A 14,846-nucleotide genomic window follows, 5' to 3' on the forward strand; every position below is an offset into this window, starting at 1 on the left:
TCTACAATCCCCCGCCTAATCCGCCCACAACGTATACGGAAACGCACACGACGGACGCACAGCGCAGACAGGCGGTGGGAACGCGCATGATCAAGGATTGACGCTAGTGTTGAATCCATGCTCAACAAGACCATTTCCCAGTACCTGCGCACCGCGCTCGCCGGCGCGTGCGCGTTCGGTCTGTGCCTGACGCTCGCCGCATGCGGCGGCTCGTCGAACTCAAACGACACGAACGCGGGCAAGTCCACCGATTCGTCGTCCAAGTCCACCGACTCGTCCTCGTCATCCGACGACAAGTCCGCACTGAAGAAACTCAACCAACTTTCCGGCATCACGGCGACCGGCGAACTCGGCAAAAAACCGACGATCGCGCTGGCGAAGACGCCGATGACCGTGGAGGACGGCGCGTACGCCATCCTGCAGAAGGGCGACGGCAAGGCTGTCGAGGCCGGCGACCGCGTGTGCGTGCAGGGCATCGCGATCAACGCCAAGGACGGCTCCGAACTGATGGACACGTGGACGAAGAACACGCCGGACTGCTCGTGGGATCTGACTAGCAGCCAACTCAACGAGGCGTACAAGGAACTGTTCATCGGCCAGCAGATCAACGGCACGGTGGCGATCGGCGTGAACGATTCCAACTCGTCGGGCACCTCGTACATCATGGCGCTCACGATCGTCTCGTCCGCGCCCGATCCGACCAAGGCGACCGGTGAGGAGGTCAAGGACGTGCCGTCCGACCTGCCGAAGGTGACGCGCGCCAAGGACGGCAAGCCGTCGATCGACATGAACGGCTACAAGGGTAGCGACAAGCTCGTCGTGCAGCCGCTGATCAAGGGCACCGGCGCGAAGGTCGAGGAGAGCGGTTCGGTGAAGGTGCAGTACACCGGCTGGCTGCTCAACGGCAAGCAGTTCGATTCCTCGTGGGACAAGGGTGCGGCGGTCGACTTCGCGCTCAGCAACGTGATCAAGGGTTGGACGCAGGGCCTGGCCGGCCAGACCGTCGGCTCTCAGGTACTGCTCGTGGTGCCGCCGGATCTCGGCTACGGCTCGAGCGCGACCGGCTCGATTCCGGCGAACTCGACGCTGGTGTTCGTGGTCGACATCCTCGCCACGTACTGATCGCGCGGAGCGACGCGAACAATTGACGGGTATCGGCTGTTAAATGCCGGTACCCGTTTTTAGAACAAACGCAGCGAATCGTCCTCGACGCCGCGCATCTCGTCGTAGTCGAGGATGAGGCATTCGAAACCACGGTCCTGCGCGAGGACGCGGGCCTGCGGAGTGATGGTCTGCGCGGCGAAGATGCCGCGCACCGGGGACAGCAGCGGGTCGCGGTTGAGCAGTTCGCAGTAGCGTGTGAGCTGTTCGACGCCGTCGATGCCGCCGTGGCGCTTGATCTCGATCGCCACATGCATGCCGTTTGCGTCGGTGGCCATGATGTCGACCGGTCCTATCGCGGTCGGATACTCGCGGCGCACGAGCTTCGCGCCCTCGCCGATGCGCGTGATCTGCTGCGCAAGGTAGCGCTGCAGATGGTCTTCCACGCCGTCCTTGATCAGTCCCGGATCCTCACCCAGATCGTATGATTCGTCGGAGTAGACGCGGTACAGCGCGACTTCGAGAATGTCGCTGGACTTGTCAGCGGAGACACGCAACGTCTTGATCGGCGTCAGTTCGGACGGGTCCTTGCCGACGACCGAATCGTCAGTAGTCGCTGCTGCGTCCGACACGGTCCCGGCAACGTCATCATCGTCGGTCGTGCTTCCCTGCGGCACGATCTCCTTGATCGTGCACGGCGCGGCCATCCAGTTGAGCGGTTTATACGAGCCCAGTTCGGAGAATATCAACAGACTGTTGTCGGCTTTGATCAGCAGCACGCGCTTGGCCGGCGGCAGCGAGGCCGTCAGACGGCCGGAGTATTCAGCGGAGCAGTCAGCAACAATAATTCGCACGTCGCAACACTGTAGCATGACGCGCGGGATGGCAACATCGGCCCGTTATGGTGCACGGCGCGATGGCCCTCGGACGAATGCCGCAACAACAGCGATGATTCCGCGGCAAAAACCGGAGGAGACAGTCCCACGTAAAGCAGAAGGCCTCCCGCACAGCGCAGTGTGCGGGAGGCCAAAAGCGCGAGCCGAGCGAAACTTACTCGGCGTCGGCGTTCGCACCGGAGGTGCGAACCACGTCGCGGCCACGTTCGACCGCAACGGTGAGCTTGTTCGAGTCGAAGGAGATGAATCCGTCAGCGACCTCGAACACGTGGCGCTCGCCGGCCGGGTCGACCACGGTGAGCGAACCGCCCTTGATGACGGTCAGCACCGGCTCGTGGTCGGCCAGAATGCCCATCTCGCCTTCGGAGGCGGGGATGGTCACCGACTTCGCCTCGCCGTGCCACACCGGGTGGTCAGCGGCGACGATATTCACCTGCATCAAGGTCTTTGAGGATCCAGCCATCACTCACCAAGCTCCTTCTGCATGTCGTGCCACTTCTTCTCGAGATCGTCGATGCCGCCGATGCCGGAGAACGCCTGCTCCGGAACATCGTCGTACACGCCATCGCAGATGCGCGTGAAGGCTTCGATGGTCTCGTCGGCCGGCACGTACGAGCCCGGGCGACCGGTGAACTTCTCGGCCACGTAGAAGTTCTGGCCGAGGAACTGCTCGATGCGGCGGGCGCGGTTGACGGTGGTCTTGTCCTCTTCCGAAAGCTCGTCGATACCGATCAGGGCGATGATGTCCTGCAGCTCCTTGTTACGCTGCAGAATCGCCTTGACGCGGTTGGCGCACTCGTAGTGGGCCTGGCCGACGTAACGCGGATCAAGGATTCGCGAGGTCGACGACAGCGGATCCACGGCCGGGTAGATGCCCTTCGAGGCGATGTCACGAGACAGCTCGGTGGTCGCGTCGAGGTGGGCGAAGGTCGTGGCCGGAGCCGGGTCGGTGTAATCATCGGCCGGCACGTAGATGGCCTGCAGCGAGGTGATCGAGTGGCCACGCGTCGAGGTGATGCGCTCCTGCAGAGCACCCATCTCGTCGGCCAGGTTCGGCTGGTAACCCACGGCGGAAGGCATACGGCCCAGCAGCGTGGACACCTCGGAACCGGCCTGCGTGAAGCGGAAGATGTTGTCGATGAACAGCAGCACGTCCTGGTTCTGCACGTCGCGGAAGTACTCGGCCATCGTCAGTGCGGTCAGCGGGACACGCAGACGGGTACCCGGCTGCTCATCCATCTGGCCGAAGACCAGTGCGGTCTTCTCGAGCACGCCGGCCTCGCCCATCTCGCCGATCAGATCGTTACCCTCACGGGTACGTTCGCCGACGCCGGCGAACACGGACACACCACCGTGGTTCTGCGCGACTCGCTGAATCATTTCCTGAATCAGCACGGTCTTGCCGACGCCAGCACCACCGAACAGACCGATCTTGCCGCCCTGCACGTACGGGGTGAGCAGATCGATGACCTTGATGCCGGTCTCGAACATCTGGGTCTTGGACTCCAGCTGGTCGAATGCCGGCGGCTTGCGGTGAATGGGCCAACGCTCGGTGACCTTGATGGTCTCGTCGGGCTTCTTGTTGAGCACGTGGCCGGTCACGTCGAACACGTGGCCGAGGGTCACGTCGCCGACCGGCACGGAGATCGGGCCACCGGTGTCGGTCACGACCGCGCCGCGAACCAGACCATCGGTCGGCTTGAGCGCGACGCAACGCACGGTCGAATCGCCGAGGTGCTGCTCGACCTCCATCGTGATCGTGTGCGCGGTCTCGCCTTCCTCGTGCTTGCCCTCAGCATGGAGCTGCACGGTCAGCGCATTGTAGATGTCAGGCAGGTGGCCCACCGGGAATTCGACGTCGATAACCGAACCCTGGATACGCGTGACGCGACCATTGATCGGCTCTGCGGCCGTCTCGGCAGGTGCTGTGGTCTGAAGATTCTCAGCCATGTTCCTACTCTTCCTTGTTGTTCAGCGCGTCGGCGCTGCCGATGATTTCGGTAAGTTCCTGGGTGATCGAAGCCTGACGCGAGGCGTTGAGCTTGCGGGTCAGGTCGTCGATCAGGTTACGGGCGTTCTCCGTGGCCGTATGCATGGCGTTCTGCCGGCTCGCGGTCTCGGATGCGGCCGCCTCCAGCAGGCACTCGTGGATACGCGACTGGATGTACTTCGGCAGCACCGCGTCGAGCACCTCTTCGAGGCTCGGCTCGAAGGAGTACAGCGGCGTGGCCTTGCTGGCATCGCTCGGCGCGTCCAGACCGGGGTCGGCCTGCTCGCGTTCGGGTTCGATGACCTCGACCGGAAGCATCCGCAGCACGCGCACCTTCTGAACCACCATGTTGATGAACTCGGTGTAGACGATGTAGAGCTCTGAGACTCCACCTTCGGCGGCCGGCTTCATGTAGGCGTTCATCAGTGCCGTGGAGATCGCCTCGGCGACTTCGACGCCAGGCTTGTCGGTATCGCCCTCCCACGTATCGACCACGTCGCGGTTGCGGTACTTGTAGTACGTCACACCGCGGCGACCGTATACGTACAGCTCCGGCTGCTTGCCGTCCGATTCGAGACGGTTGAGCAGATCCTCCGTCTCACGGATGATCGACGACGTGTACGCGCCGGCCATACCACGATCCGACGTGAGAGCAAGCACGGCAACCTTCGGGTTGTCCTCTTCCTTCTTCACGATCGGATGCGTGATATGCGAATGGGCCACCACAGCCTGTACGGCATCGAAAATCGCATCGGCATAGGGCTTCGCGTTCAGGGCAACGTCACGTGCCTTGGCAATGTGCGAAGACGCGATCATCTCCTGGGCGTTGAAGATCTTCTCCAACGAACCCGTGGAGGCGATCCTGCTCTTCAATGCGAGTTGCGATCCCATGAATTACTTCTTTTCTCCGGCCATCGGGTGCTTGTTCGGGTCGTGCTCCGGCTTCTCGGCCTTCGACACGATCTTCTCCTGCTCGATCGGGGTCGGGTTCTTGGAGACCTTCTTCTTCTCGACCAACGGCTTGCCGGCCTTGGTCACGTAGGTCTCGCGGAACTCGTCCACGGCCTTGTCGAGGGCCGCTTCGGTGTCGGGCGTGAAGTTCTCGGTGTCACGGATGGTGGTGAGGATGTCGGTGTTGTGGTCGAGCCAGTCGAGCAGTGCGTGCTCGAACGGCAGCACGTCGCCCAGCGGCAGATCATCCATCTTGCCGTGGGTGCCGGCCCACACGGACACGACTTCCTGTTCCATCGAGTACGGCGAGAACTGCGGCTGCTTGAGGAGCTCGGTCAGGTGCGCACCGCGGTTCAGCTGGGCCTTGGACGCGGCGTCCAGATCGGACGCGAACATCGCGAAGGATTCCAGCGAACGGTACTGCGCCAGCGAGATCTTCAGCGTGCCGGAGACCTTCTTCAGGGCCTTGGTCTGCGCCGCGCCACCGACTCGGGACACGGAGATGCCGACGTCCACGGCAGGACGCTGGTTCGCGTTGAACAGGTCGGACTGCAGGAAGATCTGACCGTCGGTGATGGAGATCACGTTGGTCGGAATATAGGCGGACACGTCGTTCGCCTTGGTCTCGACGATCGGCAGGCCGGTCATCGAGCCGCCGCCGAGGTCATCGGAAACCTTCGCGCAGCGTTCGAGCAGACGGGAGTGCAGGTAGAACACATCGCCCGGGTAAGCCTCACGCCCCGGCGGACGACGCAGCAGCAGCGAGATCGAGCGGTACGCCTCGGCCTGCTTCGACAGATCGTCGAAGACGATGAGGACGTGCTTGCCGTGGTACATCCAGTGCTGTCCGATGGCGGAACCGGTGTAGGGGGCAATGTACTTGAAACCGGCGGAATCGGAAGCCGGGGAGGCAACGATGGTGGTGTACTCCATCGCGCCGGCCTCTTCGAGGCTCTGACGCACCGAGGCGATGGTCGAGCCCTTCTGGCCGATGGCGACGTAGATGCAGCGGACCTGCTTCTTCGGATCGCCGGATTCCCAGTTCTTCTTCTGGTTGATGATGGTGTCGATCGCGATGGCCGTCTTGCCGGTCTGACGATCGCCGATGATGAGCTGGCGCTGGCCGCGGCCGATCGGCGTCATTGCGTCGATGGCCTTGAGGCCGGTGGACATAGGCTCGTCGACCGGATGGCGGTGCATCACATCGGGGGCCTGGGCCTCGAGGATACGACGATCCTCGATGTCCGTGATCTCGCCCAGACCGTCGATCGGGTTGCCCAGCGGGTCCACGGTGCGGCCGAGGTAGCCGTCACCAACAGGCACGGAGAGCACTTCGCCGGTGCGACGGACCTCCTGGCCTTCCTCGATGCCTGCGAAGTCGCCGAGGATAACCACGCCGATCTCACGGGCGTCAAGGTTGAACGCCAGGCCGAGCGTGCCGTCCTCGAAGGTCAGCAGCTCATTGGCCATGCAACCAGGCAGTCCCGTCACGTGCGCAATGCCGTCGCCGGCCGTGGCCACGTAGCCCACTTCCTGGGTGGGCGTGTCCGACGGCTTGTACGACTCGACGAAATCATCGAGCGCCTTGCGTATCGTGGTGGGATCAATGGTAAGTTCTGCCATGATCACTCCTTGTTGTTATTGGTAAATCTTGGGATCCCGTGCCGTCGCGGCGTGCCGGTTGGCTTGCCGTCCGTTGCGTGCGGGCGCGGGATATATGCCGTCAGGCGCTGGCCTGGACGGTGCGGTTCAGATGCTGGAGCTGTGCGACCACCGTGTTGTCGGTGACCTCGTCGCCCACCTGGATGCGCATGCCGCCGATCACGGACGGATCCACGACCGAGTTGATGTGCACCGGGCGGCCGACCTTCTTCGTGTAGATCGCGACCAGCTTCTTGACCTGTTCGATCTTGAGCGGCGTGGCGGTGGTCACGGTGACCATCGACTCGCCCATGTGGCGCGAGAACTTGTTGATCAGCCACTGCACGGTCTGCAGGTAGCGGCGGTTGCGCAGGTTGCAGGTCGCGTGCTCCGCCAGACGCTTGGTGACCTTGTTGAGGTCGCTGGAGCCGATCAGGCTGTTGAGCAGCTTGGTGCGGGCCTCGGCGGGCGCGCTGTCATCCGACAGCTCGGAGCGCAGGACCGGCATGCCGAGCAGCGCCGAATGCAGTTCGGCCAGCTCGACCGACACCTGCAGGGTGGCACCGGTGGCGTCCGCGTAGTACATCATGCCGTCCACGCCGAAGTCCTCCACGGCGTTGGCGATGTCGGACACGCGGCTCCAACGGCGACCGACCAGATCGGTCATGATCTCCATCGTCATCGGGTGCGCCTGAGCACCGATCAGGGTGTTCAGTACGGCGACCTTGTCCGCCACCGGGCGCGACGGGTCGGTGAGCGCGCGTTCAAGCTGGACGTTGTGATCGAGCACGTTGGTGATCGAGAACAGCTCGTTCCCGATGCGCCATGCGTCCTCGCCGGAGTCGCGCAGCTTGGGTGCCAGCGAGTCACGAGAGACGCGATCGGCGATGCGCGATGCTTCTCCTCGCATTGGTCACCTCCCTTTCCTTGACGTTTGCGTTGTAGTCTTGACAGTCACTGCCAGACGGTCACTTCTTGTCGGAGTCCATCTCGTCGAGCATGTTGTCGATCATGCTCGACTGCACGTCCGCGTCCTCGAGCTTGGAGCCGAGGATCTTGCCCGCGAGGGCAGCGGCGAGCGTGCCGACTTCGCCCTTGAGGCTGACCATCGCCTGACGGTGCTGCGACTCGATGGAGCGCTGCGCGTTGGCGGTGATCTGCGCCGCGTCGGATTCGGCGCGGGAGCGGGCGTCTGCGATGATGTGCGAGGCTTCGGCGCGGGCGTCGTCGCGGATCTTGGAGGCTTCCACGCGGGCGTTGCTCAGCTGGGCCTCATACTTGGCCTTCGCCTCGTCAGCGTCCTTCTTGGCCTGTTCGGCCTTGGCGATGTTGCCTTCGATCTTTGCCGCACGCTCGTCGAAGATCGCATTGAACTTCGGCAGGAAGAACTTGTAGAAGAACAGCGCAACGATGACAAGGATGATCAGGGACCACACAATGTCATAGGTCTCGGGGATGAACAGATCGATTCCGCCTTCTGCCAGTGTCATCATGAAGCCCTCCTTTCATTGTTGGACATGAAATCGTTGTTTCGTGCGTCGGACGATCGTTACTTGATGATCAGGGCGGCGACGAAGCCGATCAGGGCCAGCACCTCGACCAGAGCCAGGCCGATGAACATGATGGTCTGGATCTTGCCGGACATCTCGGGCTGACGAGCGGTGGATTCCATGGCCTTACCGAAGAGGATGCCCAGACCGATGCCAGGGCCCAGAGTACCGATGCCGTAGCCGATGACGGACAGGTTGCCGGCGACCTCAGCGAGGGTGATGATATCCATTTCTGTTTCCTTTCTAACGTACGAGGTGACGTTATAAATCTTGGGGTTCCGCTTGCGTTCCGCTGGTTTGGTTGATGGTTGTTACGTTGCGGAACGTGCGGGGACGGGGAGTTGCGCCGTGCGCGGATGACCGCTGGCTCACTCCTCCGGGAAGCTCAGGTTGATGTACACGGTCGACAGGATCGCGAACACGTAGGCCTGCAGGAACGCGACGAACGCCTCGAAGCAGGTCATCGCGAAGCCGCCCGCGAACCACAGCGCGCCCACCGGGACGCCCTGCAGCTTGTTGACCGCGTCGACCATCCAGTACTGCGCGAACGCTAGGCAGGTGGCGACCATGAGGTGGCCGGAGACCATGTTCGCGAAAAGTCGGATCGTCAGCGAGGCCGGACGAATGACGAGCAGCTCAAGGATGTTGATCGGCGCGAGCAGGATGTAGACCGGCCACGGCACGCCCGGCGTGAACAGCTCATGGCGCAGGTAGTGGCCGAGGCCCTGCGATCGGGCGGCGGCGATCCAGTATTGGATCATCGTCCACAGTGCGAACACGAGCGGCATGACGACGGTCGCGGTGGCGGCCATGTTCATGCCCGGAATGATGCCGCACAGGTTGAACACGAAGATCGTGAAGAACAGCGTGGTGATCATCGGCACGTAGCGCTTGCCGCGGGTCTCGCCCATGATGTCGTAGACGATCTTGTCGCGCACGAAGTCGAGACCCATCTCGACGACGCCCTGCCAGCGGCCGGGGATCAGCTTGGCGCGGCTGGCGGTGACGCCCAGCACGAGCAGCAGCACGATCGTGGCGACGATGCGGATAAGAATGATGCGATTGATCGCGAACGGAGTGCCCTGGAACAGGATCTCCGGAGGAAGGAAGTCATCGACCGACGGAAGATGCGCGCCAGTCTCGGCTGCCAACAGCATGCCTGTGCCGAATGAACCGACCATAATCACGCCTCCTGCTTCTTGTTTCCGGTGTCAGTTTAGCCCAAGGGGTAGGGCGAATGTGACATGCCGGTTACTTCCGTCTCCCCGGTTCAGGGTCCGCGCGGCGTGGCTTGGAGTCGACGTCGTGCATTCGACTCCGAATGGCTGAGAAGTGATTATTAGCCCGCGTTCGGACAAAGTCAAGCAGCGGCGGAACCGCGCCGTTCCGTCGGCGTTTTGCATGATTCGCGCGTTTAGACGATCTGTCAACAATTGTTGTGTTATCGCTCACAGTCACATCCGCACTGTGACATTCTCGACGTTCGTTTTTCGGATATCGCTCCGTCCACGTTGTGGACATCCCGCCTCTGGCGACGCTGTCGAAACATCCTCTGCGGCAAAGCGATTCCGTCCCACTCAAACTCCGCCTCCCCTCTCAGGGGAGGGTGCCCGGCATAAGCCGGGCGGGTGGGGTACGCGGCCATCAGGCCGCCAATCAACAACGCGGTCGCAGACCGTCGTCCACCATCAGCCTTCGATCACGCCGTAGCCGTCGTGCGCGAACGGCGCGAAACCGTCCCGGCGCGGACTCCCCGGCTCGTGACGAATCGAACGGTCCGTACCCAGCCGCTTCTCCTTGCGCAACTGCGGCACCTCGGTCAGATCGTACGGCGTCGTCTGATACACCCAGTTCAGCCAATTGCGCCACAGCAGGTTGCCGTGCGCGCGCCAGCTGAACAGGGGCTCCAGCTGCGGATCGTCATGCGGGAAGTAGTTCTTCGGGAACGGCACGTTCGTCAGGCCCTTGGCCATGTCGCGCTCATACTCCTCCGCGAGCGTGTACTTGCCGTACTCCCAATGGCCGAGCGCGAACACCTCCGAGAAATCGCGCGTAGCGATCAGCCCCGGACCGGACTGCGGCCCCCACGTGAGCACCTGCAGGTCGTGGTTCGCGGCCACATCGTCCTCGTTCACGCCGGCGAGTCGCGAGTGCGGCTGCAGCGCGATCTCGTCGAATCCGTTCGTCAGGAAGCAGTACTCGTCCTGCAGATACTGCGGAAACACGCCGAAGATCTTCTCGGGATAGTCGACCTTGCGCACGCCGTAGCGGTAATTGAGCGCGCCCATCGCGCCCCAGCACAGGTACATGGTCGAGAACACGTGCGTCGAGGCCCAGTCGAGGATCGACTTGAACTCGTCCCAGTAATCGACCTGCTCGAACGGCATATGTTCGACCGGCGCGCCGGTGACGACGAAACCGTCGTAATAGTTGTCCTTGAACGCATCGAGCGTCTCGTAGAACTTGAGCAGGTGGTCGGCGGAGACGTGCGTGGCCTCGTGCGTGGAGGTCTTCATAAAGTCGATCTCCACCTGCAGCGGGGATTTCGAGATGAGGCGCAGCAACTGTGTCTCCGTCTCGATCTTCTTGGGCATGAGGTTCAGGATCACCAGTTTGAGCGGACGCACGCGCTGGCGCTCCGCTTCGGGCTTCTCGAGCGCGAAGATGCGTTCCGAATCGAGGATGGCACGGGCCGGCAGGCCACTGGGGATCTTGATAGGCATGGCATCTATTATGGCAACATGCCGACGACGGGACGCCACGTGGGTTATCGGTTGCGCTTATGGCGGGCTATCGGGGCGCGGGTTCCTCTGCGGTTTCTGGCGCGACACGCCGATTTGACATCTGACCGGTTGCCGGTATCTTAGATAGAGCTGTCGCAAGACAAGCCGACGCGGGGTGGAGCAGCTCGGTAGCTCGCTGGGCTCATAACCCAGAGGTCCATGGTTCAAATCCATGCCCCGCTACCAACACGAAGCTAGGAACTAAACGGTTCCTAGCTTTTTTCGTTTCTCAGTCATATGGATGCGCATTCCGTCAACGTTCCCGGGCATACGGCCGAATCCGGTCTTCAAACCGGCCGCAAGCCCGGGAGAAGTCACCGATCCACCTCGCACTCCCGGGCATACGGCCGGTTGCGAACCCCGAAACGGGCGTATGCCCGGGGGATATAACCGGTCGCCGCCCACTCCCGGGCATACGGCCGGCTCCTACCCGCAAAACGGGCGTATGCCCGGGAGATGCGAGGCTCATCAGCACGACGAGACGCTCATTCCCGGGCATACGGCCGGTTGCGGGTTGTTAACAGGCCGTAAGCCCGGGAGGGTGGTTCATTGCGACGCATGTTCCCGGGCATACTGCCGGTTTGAGGGACCGTGACGGCCGTAAGCCCGGGAGATTCCGGAACATCAGGAAGGATCCGCGGGAATCCGCCATCGTTCCGGTTGATGGCGCCCGGCTGAATCCGTAAGCGGGTATTTTCGGAATCGATAAGTGGGTACTTCCGGACTCTGAAATCAGTAAGTGGGTAAAGTCGTACCAGATAGACCCCATTTCGAAGGCCAAGTAACAGATATTTACCCACCTATGACTTCTTAAGTCCGATTCTGCCCACTTACGACATACACCCGGCTGAACCGGACCATCAATGATGGTCCACTTTCCTACTTCGGCCAGCCCTTGGGGGTGTGCTCGAGAGACCATACGCCGAGCTTGTGCGAGAAGCTGTTGAGCCACTTGGCCTCGAGCTCCTCGGCGCTCAGGCGGTTGTCGGCGGAACGCAGACGGTTCATGGCGTTCGTATGCGTGTCGTCCAGCAGCCACTTGCGGATCAGGAAGTTCCATACCATCACCACGGCGGTCGCGACCAGCTTGCCTACGTTCGTGCGCAGCAGGTACTCCGCATGCTGCGAAACGTACGCGTCATGGTTCATGCCGTACGTCGAGATCCAGATGATCGCGTCGTTCATGAACAGGCCGACCACCGCGCCCGCCACGAAGATCACGATCTCCATCCACCGCGCCATGTCGTCGCGGTGCTTGAACACAAACTTCATGCTCGCCAGATAGTTGAAGATCAGCGAGATGATGAAGGAGATGGTGGCGGCGAGCACGTTATGCATATGGAACACGCCGACCAGGATGTTCAGGATGCCCCAGTCGATGATAAAGGCGATCACACCGACGATGCCGAATTTCATAAGCTGCGCAATCAGTTTCTTCACGTCAGTCATTTAACACGGCACGGTTGACCCGCCGGCCCGGTCGCAGCGGATCACTACGGCCGGGCACCGCCATCGGTCAGCAGGCAGCGCGCTCACACCCTGCGCGCGCAGCTCGGGCATTCCACCGTGCCCTCGGCCGGGGTCCAGAGCCAGCGCCCGCAGTTCGGGCACTTGCGGTTCACGTACATGAGCTCCTTGGTGATGCGGCCGATCGTCTCCCTGGTCGCCGCGTCGGCCTGTCCGTCGACCAGCGACTGCAGGTATGCCGGCGACGAGCAGTACACGTACCTCCGCCAGCGCCGCAGTCGCGTGACGAAGTTGACGATCGCGACGATCATCGGCACGACGATCATCACCACGAAGAAGACGATCTGGACCCAGAAAATGACACTGATGAACTGGTCGAGACCGTCGATGTTCAGTCCGCTCGTAACAGCGGCGGCACGCACCTGGGGCTCCAGGAACGTCGTCAGGAACGACGAGACCTGCAGCACCGCCACGACCGCCAGCACGATATAGACCACCGATCCGATGCCGTACATCCACATCAGTCTCACGTCGCGCCGCCGCGCGTCGCGTTGGATCTGGTCGTCCGGCAACACCAGATTGCCGGTCGGCCGAGCGGGACCGGCCTGTCGCATGGTACTGGTCATGAGAGGTCTCCTTCCTGCCGTCCGGCACGTCCGGCATCGCGATTGGGCTTGGTGGACGGCGCCGGAGCCGCGAAAGGCGCGCCTACTGGCATGGGAGCAGGGTATGCGACACCACTGGGCGGAGGCAGGTTCGGCGAGGATTGCGGACGCGTACCGGCAGGGGCCGTCCGTGACCGCATATGCGCGGCGGACGTGTTGTCGGTGTACCGCCGCGCGGTCAGCGACAGTTCGTTGCCGCAGGCCGCGCACAGGATCGCATGCCCCATCGGCAGGATGCATTCGCACCCGCACGACGGGCAGCGCAGCACTTTGCCGGCCGACGACGTGATGCCCGCGGCGACGTGCAGCCCGACGGACGCATCCGTTTCCTGGTCGATGTGCCGTTGCACCCGCACATACGTGTCGTGGCGCAGGGCGTACAGCCGCCGCGAGGCGTTCCACTCGTCACGGACGGTGAGCACCAGCAGCCAGATGCCGACGCCGGTGAGCGCCGCCCCGTACGCCAGAGCGCCAAGCGCGCCGATCATCCCGTCCGATTCATACAGCATCTCCTCCACACCGGCAAGCAACTGTCCCAGTCCGGTGCCCAGGCACAGCAGAAACGCCATGGGCAGCATGAAGTACTTCACGGCGCTCTGCGTGCCGGACAGACGCTTGCACATCGCGATCAGCAGCCAGATGACCAGCACCGGCAGGCCGATCAACAGCACGATGATCACCAAGACGAACAGCAGTATCAACAACCCGTCCATCATCTGGCCTCCTTGCCGCTTTCTTCGGCTCCGACGGAGGGGGTGCCGAAGCTATACGGCGTGTTGGTGACCGGCGAGACGGGCGGCTCGGAGGGCGGAGCGTATCCGGGTGCGCTCTCGGGCCGCGCCGCCGGCGATCCGTAAGCGTCGTCAAGACGCCGGCCGGTGCGCCGCATGGTCGGGTCATAGCCCATTTGGCTGGCGATACGGCCGGAAGCCTGACTGAAGGTCTTCGCGTTGACCATGTCGACCATGTCCTGCGACATGGTCATCAGCAGGACCGCGCCGGCGACGATCGCCAACGTGAGGACGGCGACCGGGCCGACCAGCATGTGCGCCCCTTCGGCCCACGTGTGGATCGCACGGATCATGCTGTCCGCCTGATCCCTATTCGAGGCGGATAATCCTTTGATGACCTCGGCGCGGTTTCGCTCATCGGAGACATACGCATCGATGCCGATGAGCGCGGCCACCCACAGCATCCCCGCCCCGACGGCGAGGAACACGAACGCCCATATGCAGACCATGAACCGCGCGAACAGGCGCTTGACGAAGAGCATCCTCATCGCGCACCTCCTCCGTTTCGAGCCGCCGGCTGCATCAGAAGCCGCCCTTTGTGGGCGTGAACCGGGTCTCCTCCTGCTGCGCGAGACGCGCGGCGGACTCATCGCTCGCCTGCTCGGACCGGGAGGTGGCCAGCGCCACCGCGGCGAGCACGAGGAACAGCACGAGGGCGATGCCCACGGTCACGCGCCACGCACCGGTGTTCGCGATGAACGTGAGCACGATCTGCGCCACGTAGTTCACGCCGAGCGCGGCGATCACCGGGATCCGTGTGGTGTAGTCGGAGGGCGAGCCGACGGTGAACGGCACAAGGAACAGCAGCCCGCTCAGCGTGAGCAGCGCCAGCGCGATCCAGAACGCCACCGCGTTCGTATGCGGGATCAACAGCATGATGATGTCGACGACGACGGTCGCCAGCACGATGAAAATGGGGGCTTGCTTGCCTTGGATCATGGATTCTTCCTTCTTTGTTTGCTTCACGAGATATGACCGTTGATGATATGACCGTTGATGATTGCGGCCGAT

General features: G+C 62.6%; 16 protein-coding genes and 1 tRNA gene. 2 read left to right on the forward strand and 15 right to left on the reverse strand.

What is annotated here, in order from left to right; genetic code table 11:
* The first annotated feature begins 117 nt into the window (after positions 1-117).
* Complete coding sequence (locus KIH76_RS07195; protein ID WP_214373594.1) at positions 118-1,122, forward strand: FKBP-type peptidyl-prolyl cis-trans isomerase; 1,005 nt, start codon at positions 118-120, stop codon at positions 1,120-1,122.
* Between the two features lie 59 nt (positions 1,123-1,181).
* On the opposite strand, the gene nucS is transcribed toward KIH76_RS07195, so the two are convergent.
* The 10 genes from nucS to KIH76_RS07245 all read right to left on the reverse strand — a co-directional run bounded on the left by nucS (position 1,182) and on the right by KIH76_RS07245 (position 10,852).
* Positions 1,182-1,955: an endonuclease NucS gene (gene nucS / locus KIH76_RS07200; protein WP_214373593.1), complete on the reverse strand. Its 774-nt coding sequence runs from the start codon at positions 1,953-1,955 to the stop codon at positions 1,182-1,184.
* 196 nt (positions 1,956-2,151) lie between these two features.
* On the reverse strand, positions 2,152-2,460 hold the full coding sequence (locus KIH76_RS07205) for a F0F1 ATP synthase subunit epsilon (protein WP_214373592.1): 309 nt from the start codon (positions 2,458-2,460) through the stop codon (positions 2,152-2,154).
* Positions 2,460-3,947 (reverse strand): F0F1 ATP synthase subunit beta, encoded by a 1,488-nt coding sequence (atpD, locus tag KIH76_RS07210; RefSeq protein WP_214373591.1) that lies wholly within the window; start codon positions 3,945-3,947, stop codon positions 2,460-2,462. The genes KIH76_RS07205 and atpD overlap by 1 nt, the downstream gene beginning before the upstream one ends.
* 4 nt (positions 3,948-3,951) lie before the next feature.
* Positions 3,952-4,878: a F0F1 ATP synthase subunit gamma gene (locus KIH76_RS07215; protein WP_152358857.1), complete on the reverse strand. Its 927-nt coding sequence runs from the start codon at positions 4,876-4,878 to the stop codon at positions 3,952-3,954.
* 3 nt (positions 4,879-4,881) lie between these two features.
* Positions 4,882-6,561 carry a F0F1 ATP synthase subunit alpha gene (atpA, locus tag KIH76_RS07220; RefSeq protein ID WP_152358858.1) on the reverse strand — a complete coding sequence of 560 codons (1,680 nt, stop codon included), beginning with the start codon at positions 6,559-6,561 and terminating at the stop codon, positions 4,882-4,884.
* 100 nt (positions 6,562-6,661) lie between these two features.
* The gene (locus tag KIH76_RS07225; protein ID WP_219070037.1) at positions 6,662-7,489 is read right to left on the reverse strand and encodes a F0F1 ATP synthase subunit delta; all 828 of its coding nucleotides are present in this window, start codon (positions 7,487-7,489) and stop codon (positions 6,662-6,664) included.
* 58 nt (positions 7,490-7,547) lie between these two features.
* The gene (locus KIH76_RS07230) at positions 7,548-8,069 is read right to left on the reverse strand and encodes a F0F1 ATP synthase subunit B (protein WP_163146883.1); all 522 of its coding nucleotides are present in this window, start codon (positions 8,067-8,069) and stop codon (positions 7,548-7,550) included.
* A 59-nt stretch (positions 8,070-8,128) separates the two neighbouring features.
* On the reverse strand, positions 8,129-8,359 hold the full coding sequence (atpE, locus tag KIH76_RS07235) for an ATP synthase F0 subunit C (protein WP_033493409.1): 231 nt from the start codon (positions 8,357-8,359) through the stop codon (positions 8,129-8,131).
* A gap of 138 nt (positions 8,360-8,497) precedes the next feature.
* A complete protein-coding gene (gene atpB, locus KIH76_RS07240; protein ID WP_214373589.1) occupies positions 8,498-9,310 on the reverse strand; it encodes a F0F1 ATP synthase subunit A in 813 nt (270 codons plus the stop codon).
* A gap of 507 nt (positions 9,311-9,817) precedes the next feature.
* Entirely contained in the window at positions 9,818-10,852 is a 1,035-nt protein-coding gene (locus tag KIH76_RS07245) for a homoserine O-succinyltransferase (RefSeq protein WP_214373588.1), read from the reverse strand.
* A 169-nt stretch (positions 10,853-11,021) separates the two neighbouring features.
* On the opposite strand from KIH76_RS07245, the gene KIH76_RS07250 reads away from it, so the two are divergent.
* Positions 11,022-11,098: transfer RNA gene (locus KIH76_RS07250), tRNA-Met, on the forward strand.
* Between the two features lie 693 nt (positions 11,099-11,791).
* On the opposite strand, the gene KIH76_RS07255 is transcribed toward KIH76_RS07250, so the two are convergent.
* The 5 genes from KIH76_RS07255 to KIH76_RS07275 form a co-directional block, all read right to left on the reverse strand.
* Positions 11,792-12,328, reverse strand: coding sequence for a GtrA family protein (locus KIH76_RS07255; RefSeq protein WP_219070091.1), 537 nt, complete (start codon positions 12,326-12,328; stop codon positions 11,792-11,794).
* A 116-nt stretch (positions 12,329-12,444) separates the two neighbouring features.
* Positions 12,445-13,005 carry a hypothetical protein gene (locus tag KIH76_RS07260; protein ID WP_219070039.1) on the reverse strand — a complete coding sequence of 187 codons (561 nt, stop codon included), beginning with the start codon at positions 13,003-13,005 and terminating at the stop codon, positions 12,445-12,447.
* A complete protein-coding gene (locus KIH76_RS07265; protein ID WP_219070041.1) occupies positions 13,002-13,760 on the reverse strand; it encodes a hypothetical protein in 759 nt (252 codons plus the stop codon). The genes KIH76_RS07260 and KIH76_RS07265 overlap by 4 nt, the downstream gene beginning before the upstream one ends.
* The gene (locus KIH76_RS07270; RefSeq protein ID WP_219070043.1) at positions 13,757-14,323 is read right to left on the reverse strand and encodes a hypothetical protein; all 567 of its coding nucleotides are present in this window, start codon (positions 14,321-14,323) and stop codon (positions 13,757-13,759) included. The genes KIH76_RS07265 and KIH76_RS07270 overlap by 4 nt, the downstream gene beginning before the upstream one ends.
* Before the next feature lie 34 nt (positions 14,324-14,357).
* The gene (locus KIH76_RS07275; RefSeq protein ID WP_219070045.1) at positions 14,358-14,774 is read right to left on the reverse strand and encodes a hypothetical protein; all 417 of its coding nucleotides are present in this window, start codon (positions 14,772-14,774) and stop codon (positions 14,358-14,360) included.
* Positions 14,775-14,846 lie beyond the last annotated feature (72 nt).

This window comes from Bifidobacterium simiiventris (assembly GCF_019331715.1).
Taxonomy (GTDB): Bacteria; Actinomycetota; Actinomycetes; order Actinomycetales; family Bifidobacteriaceae; genus Bifidobacterium; species Bifidobacterium simiiventris.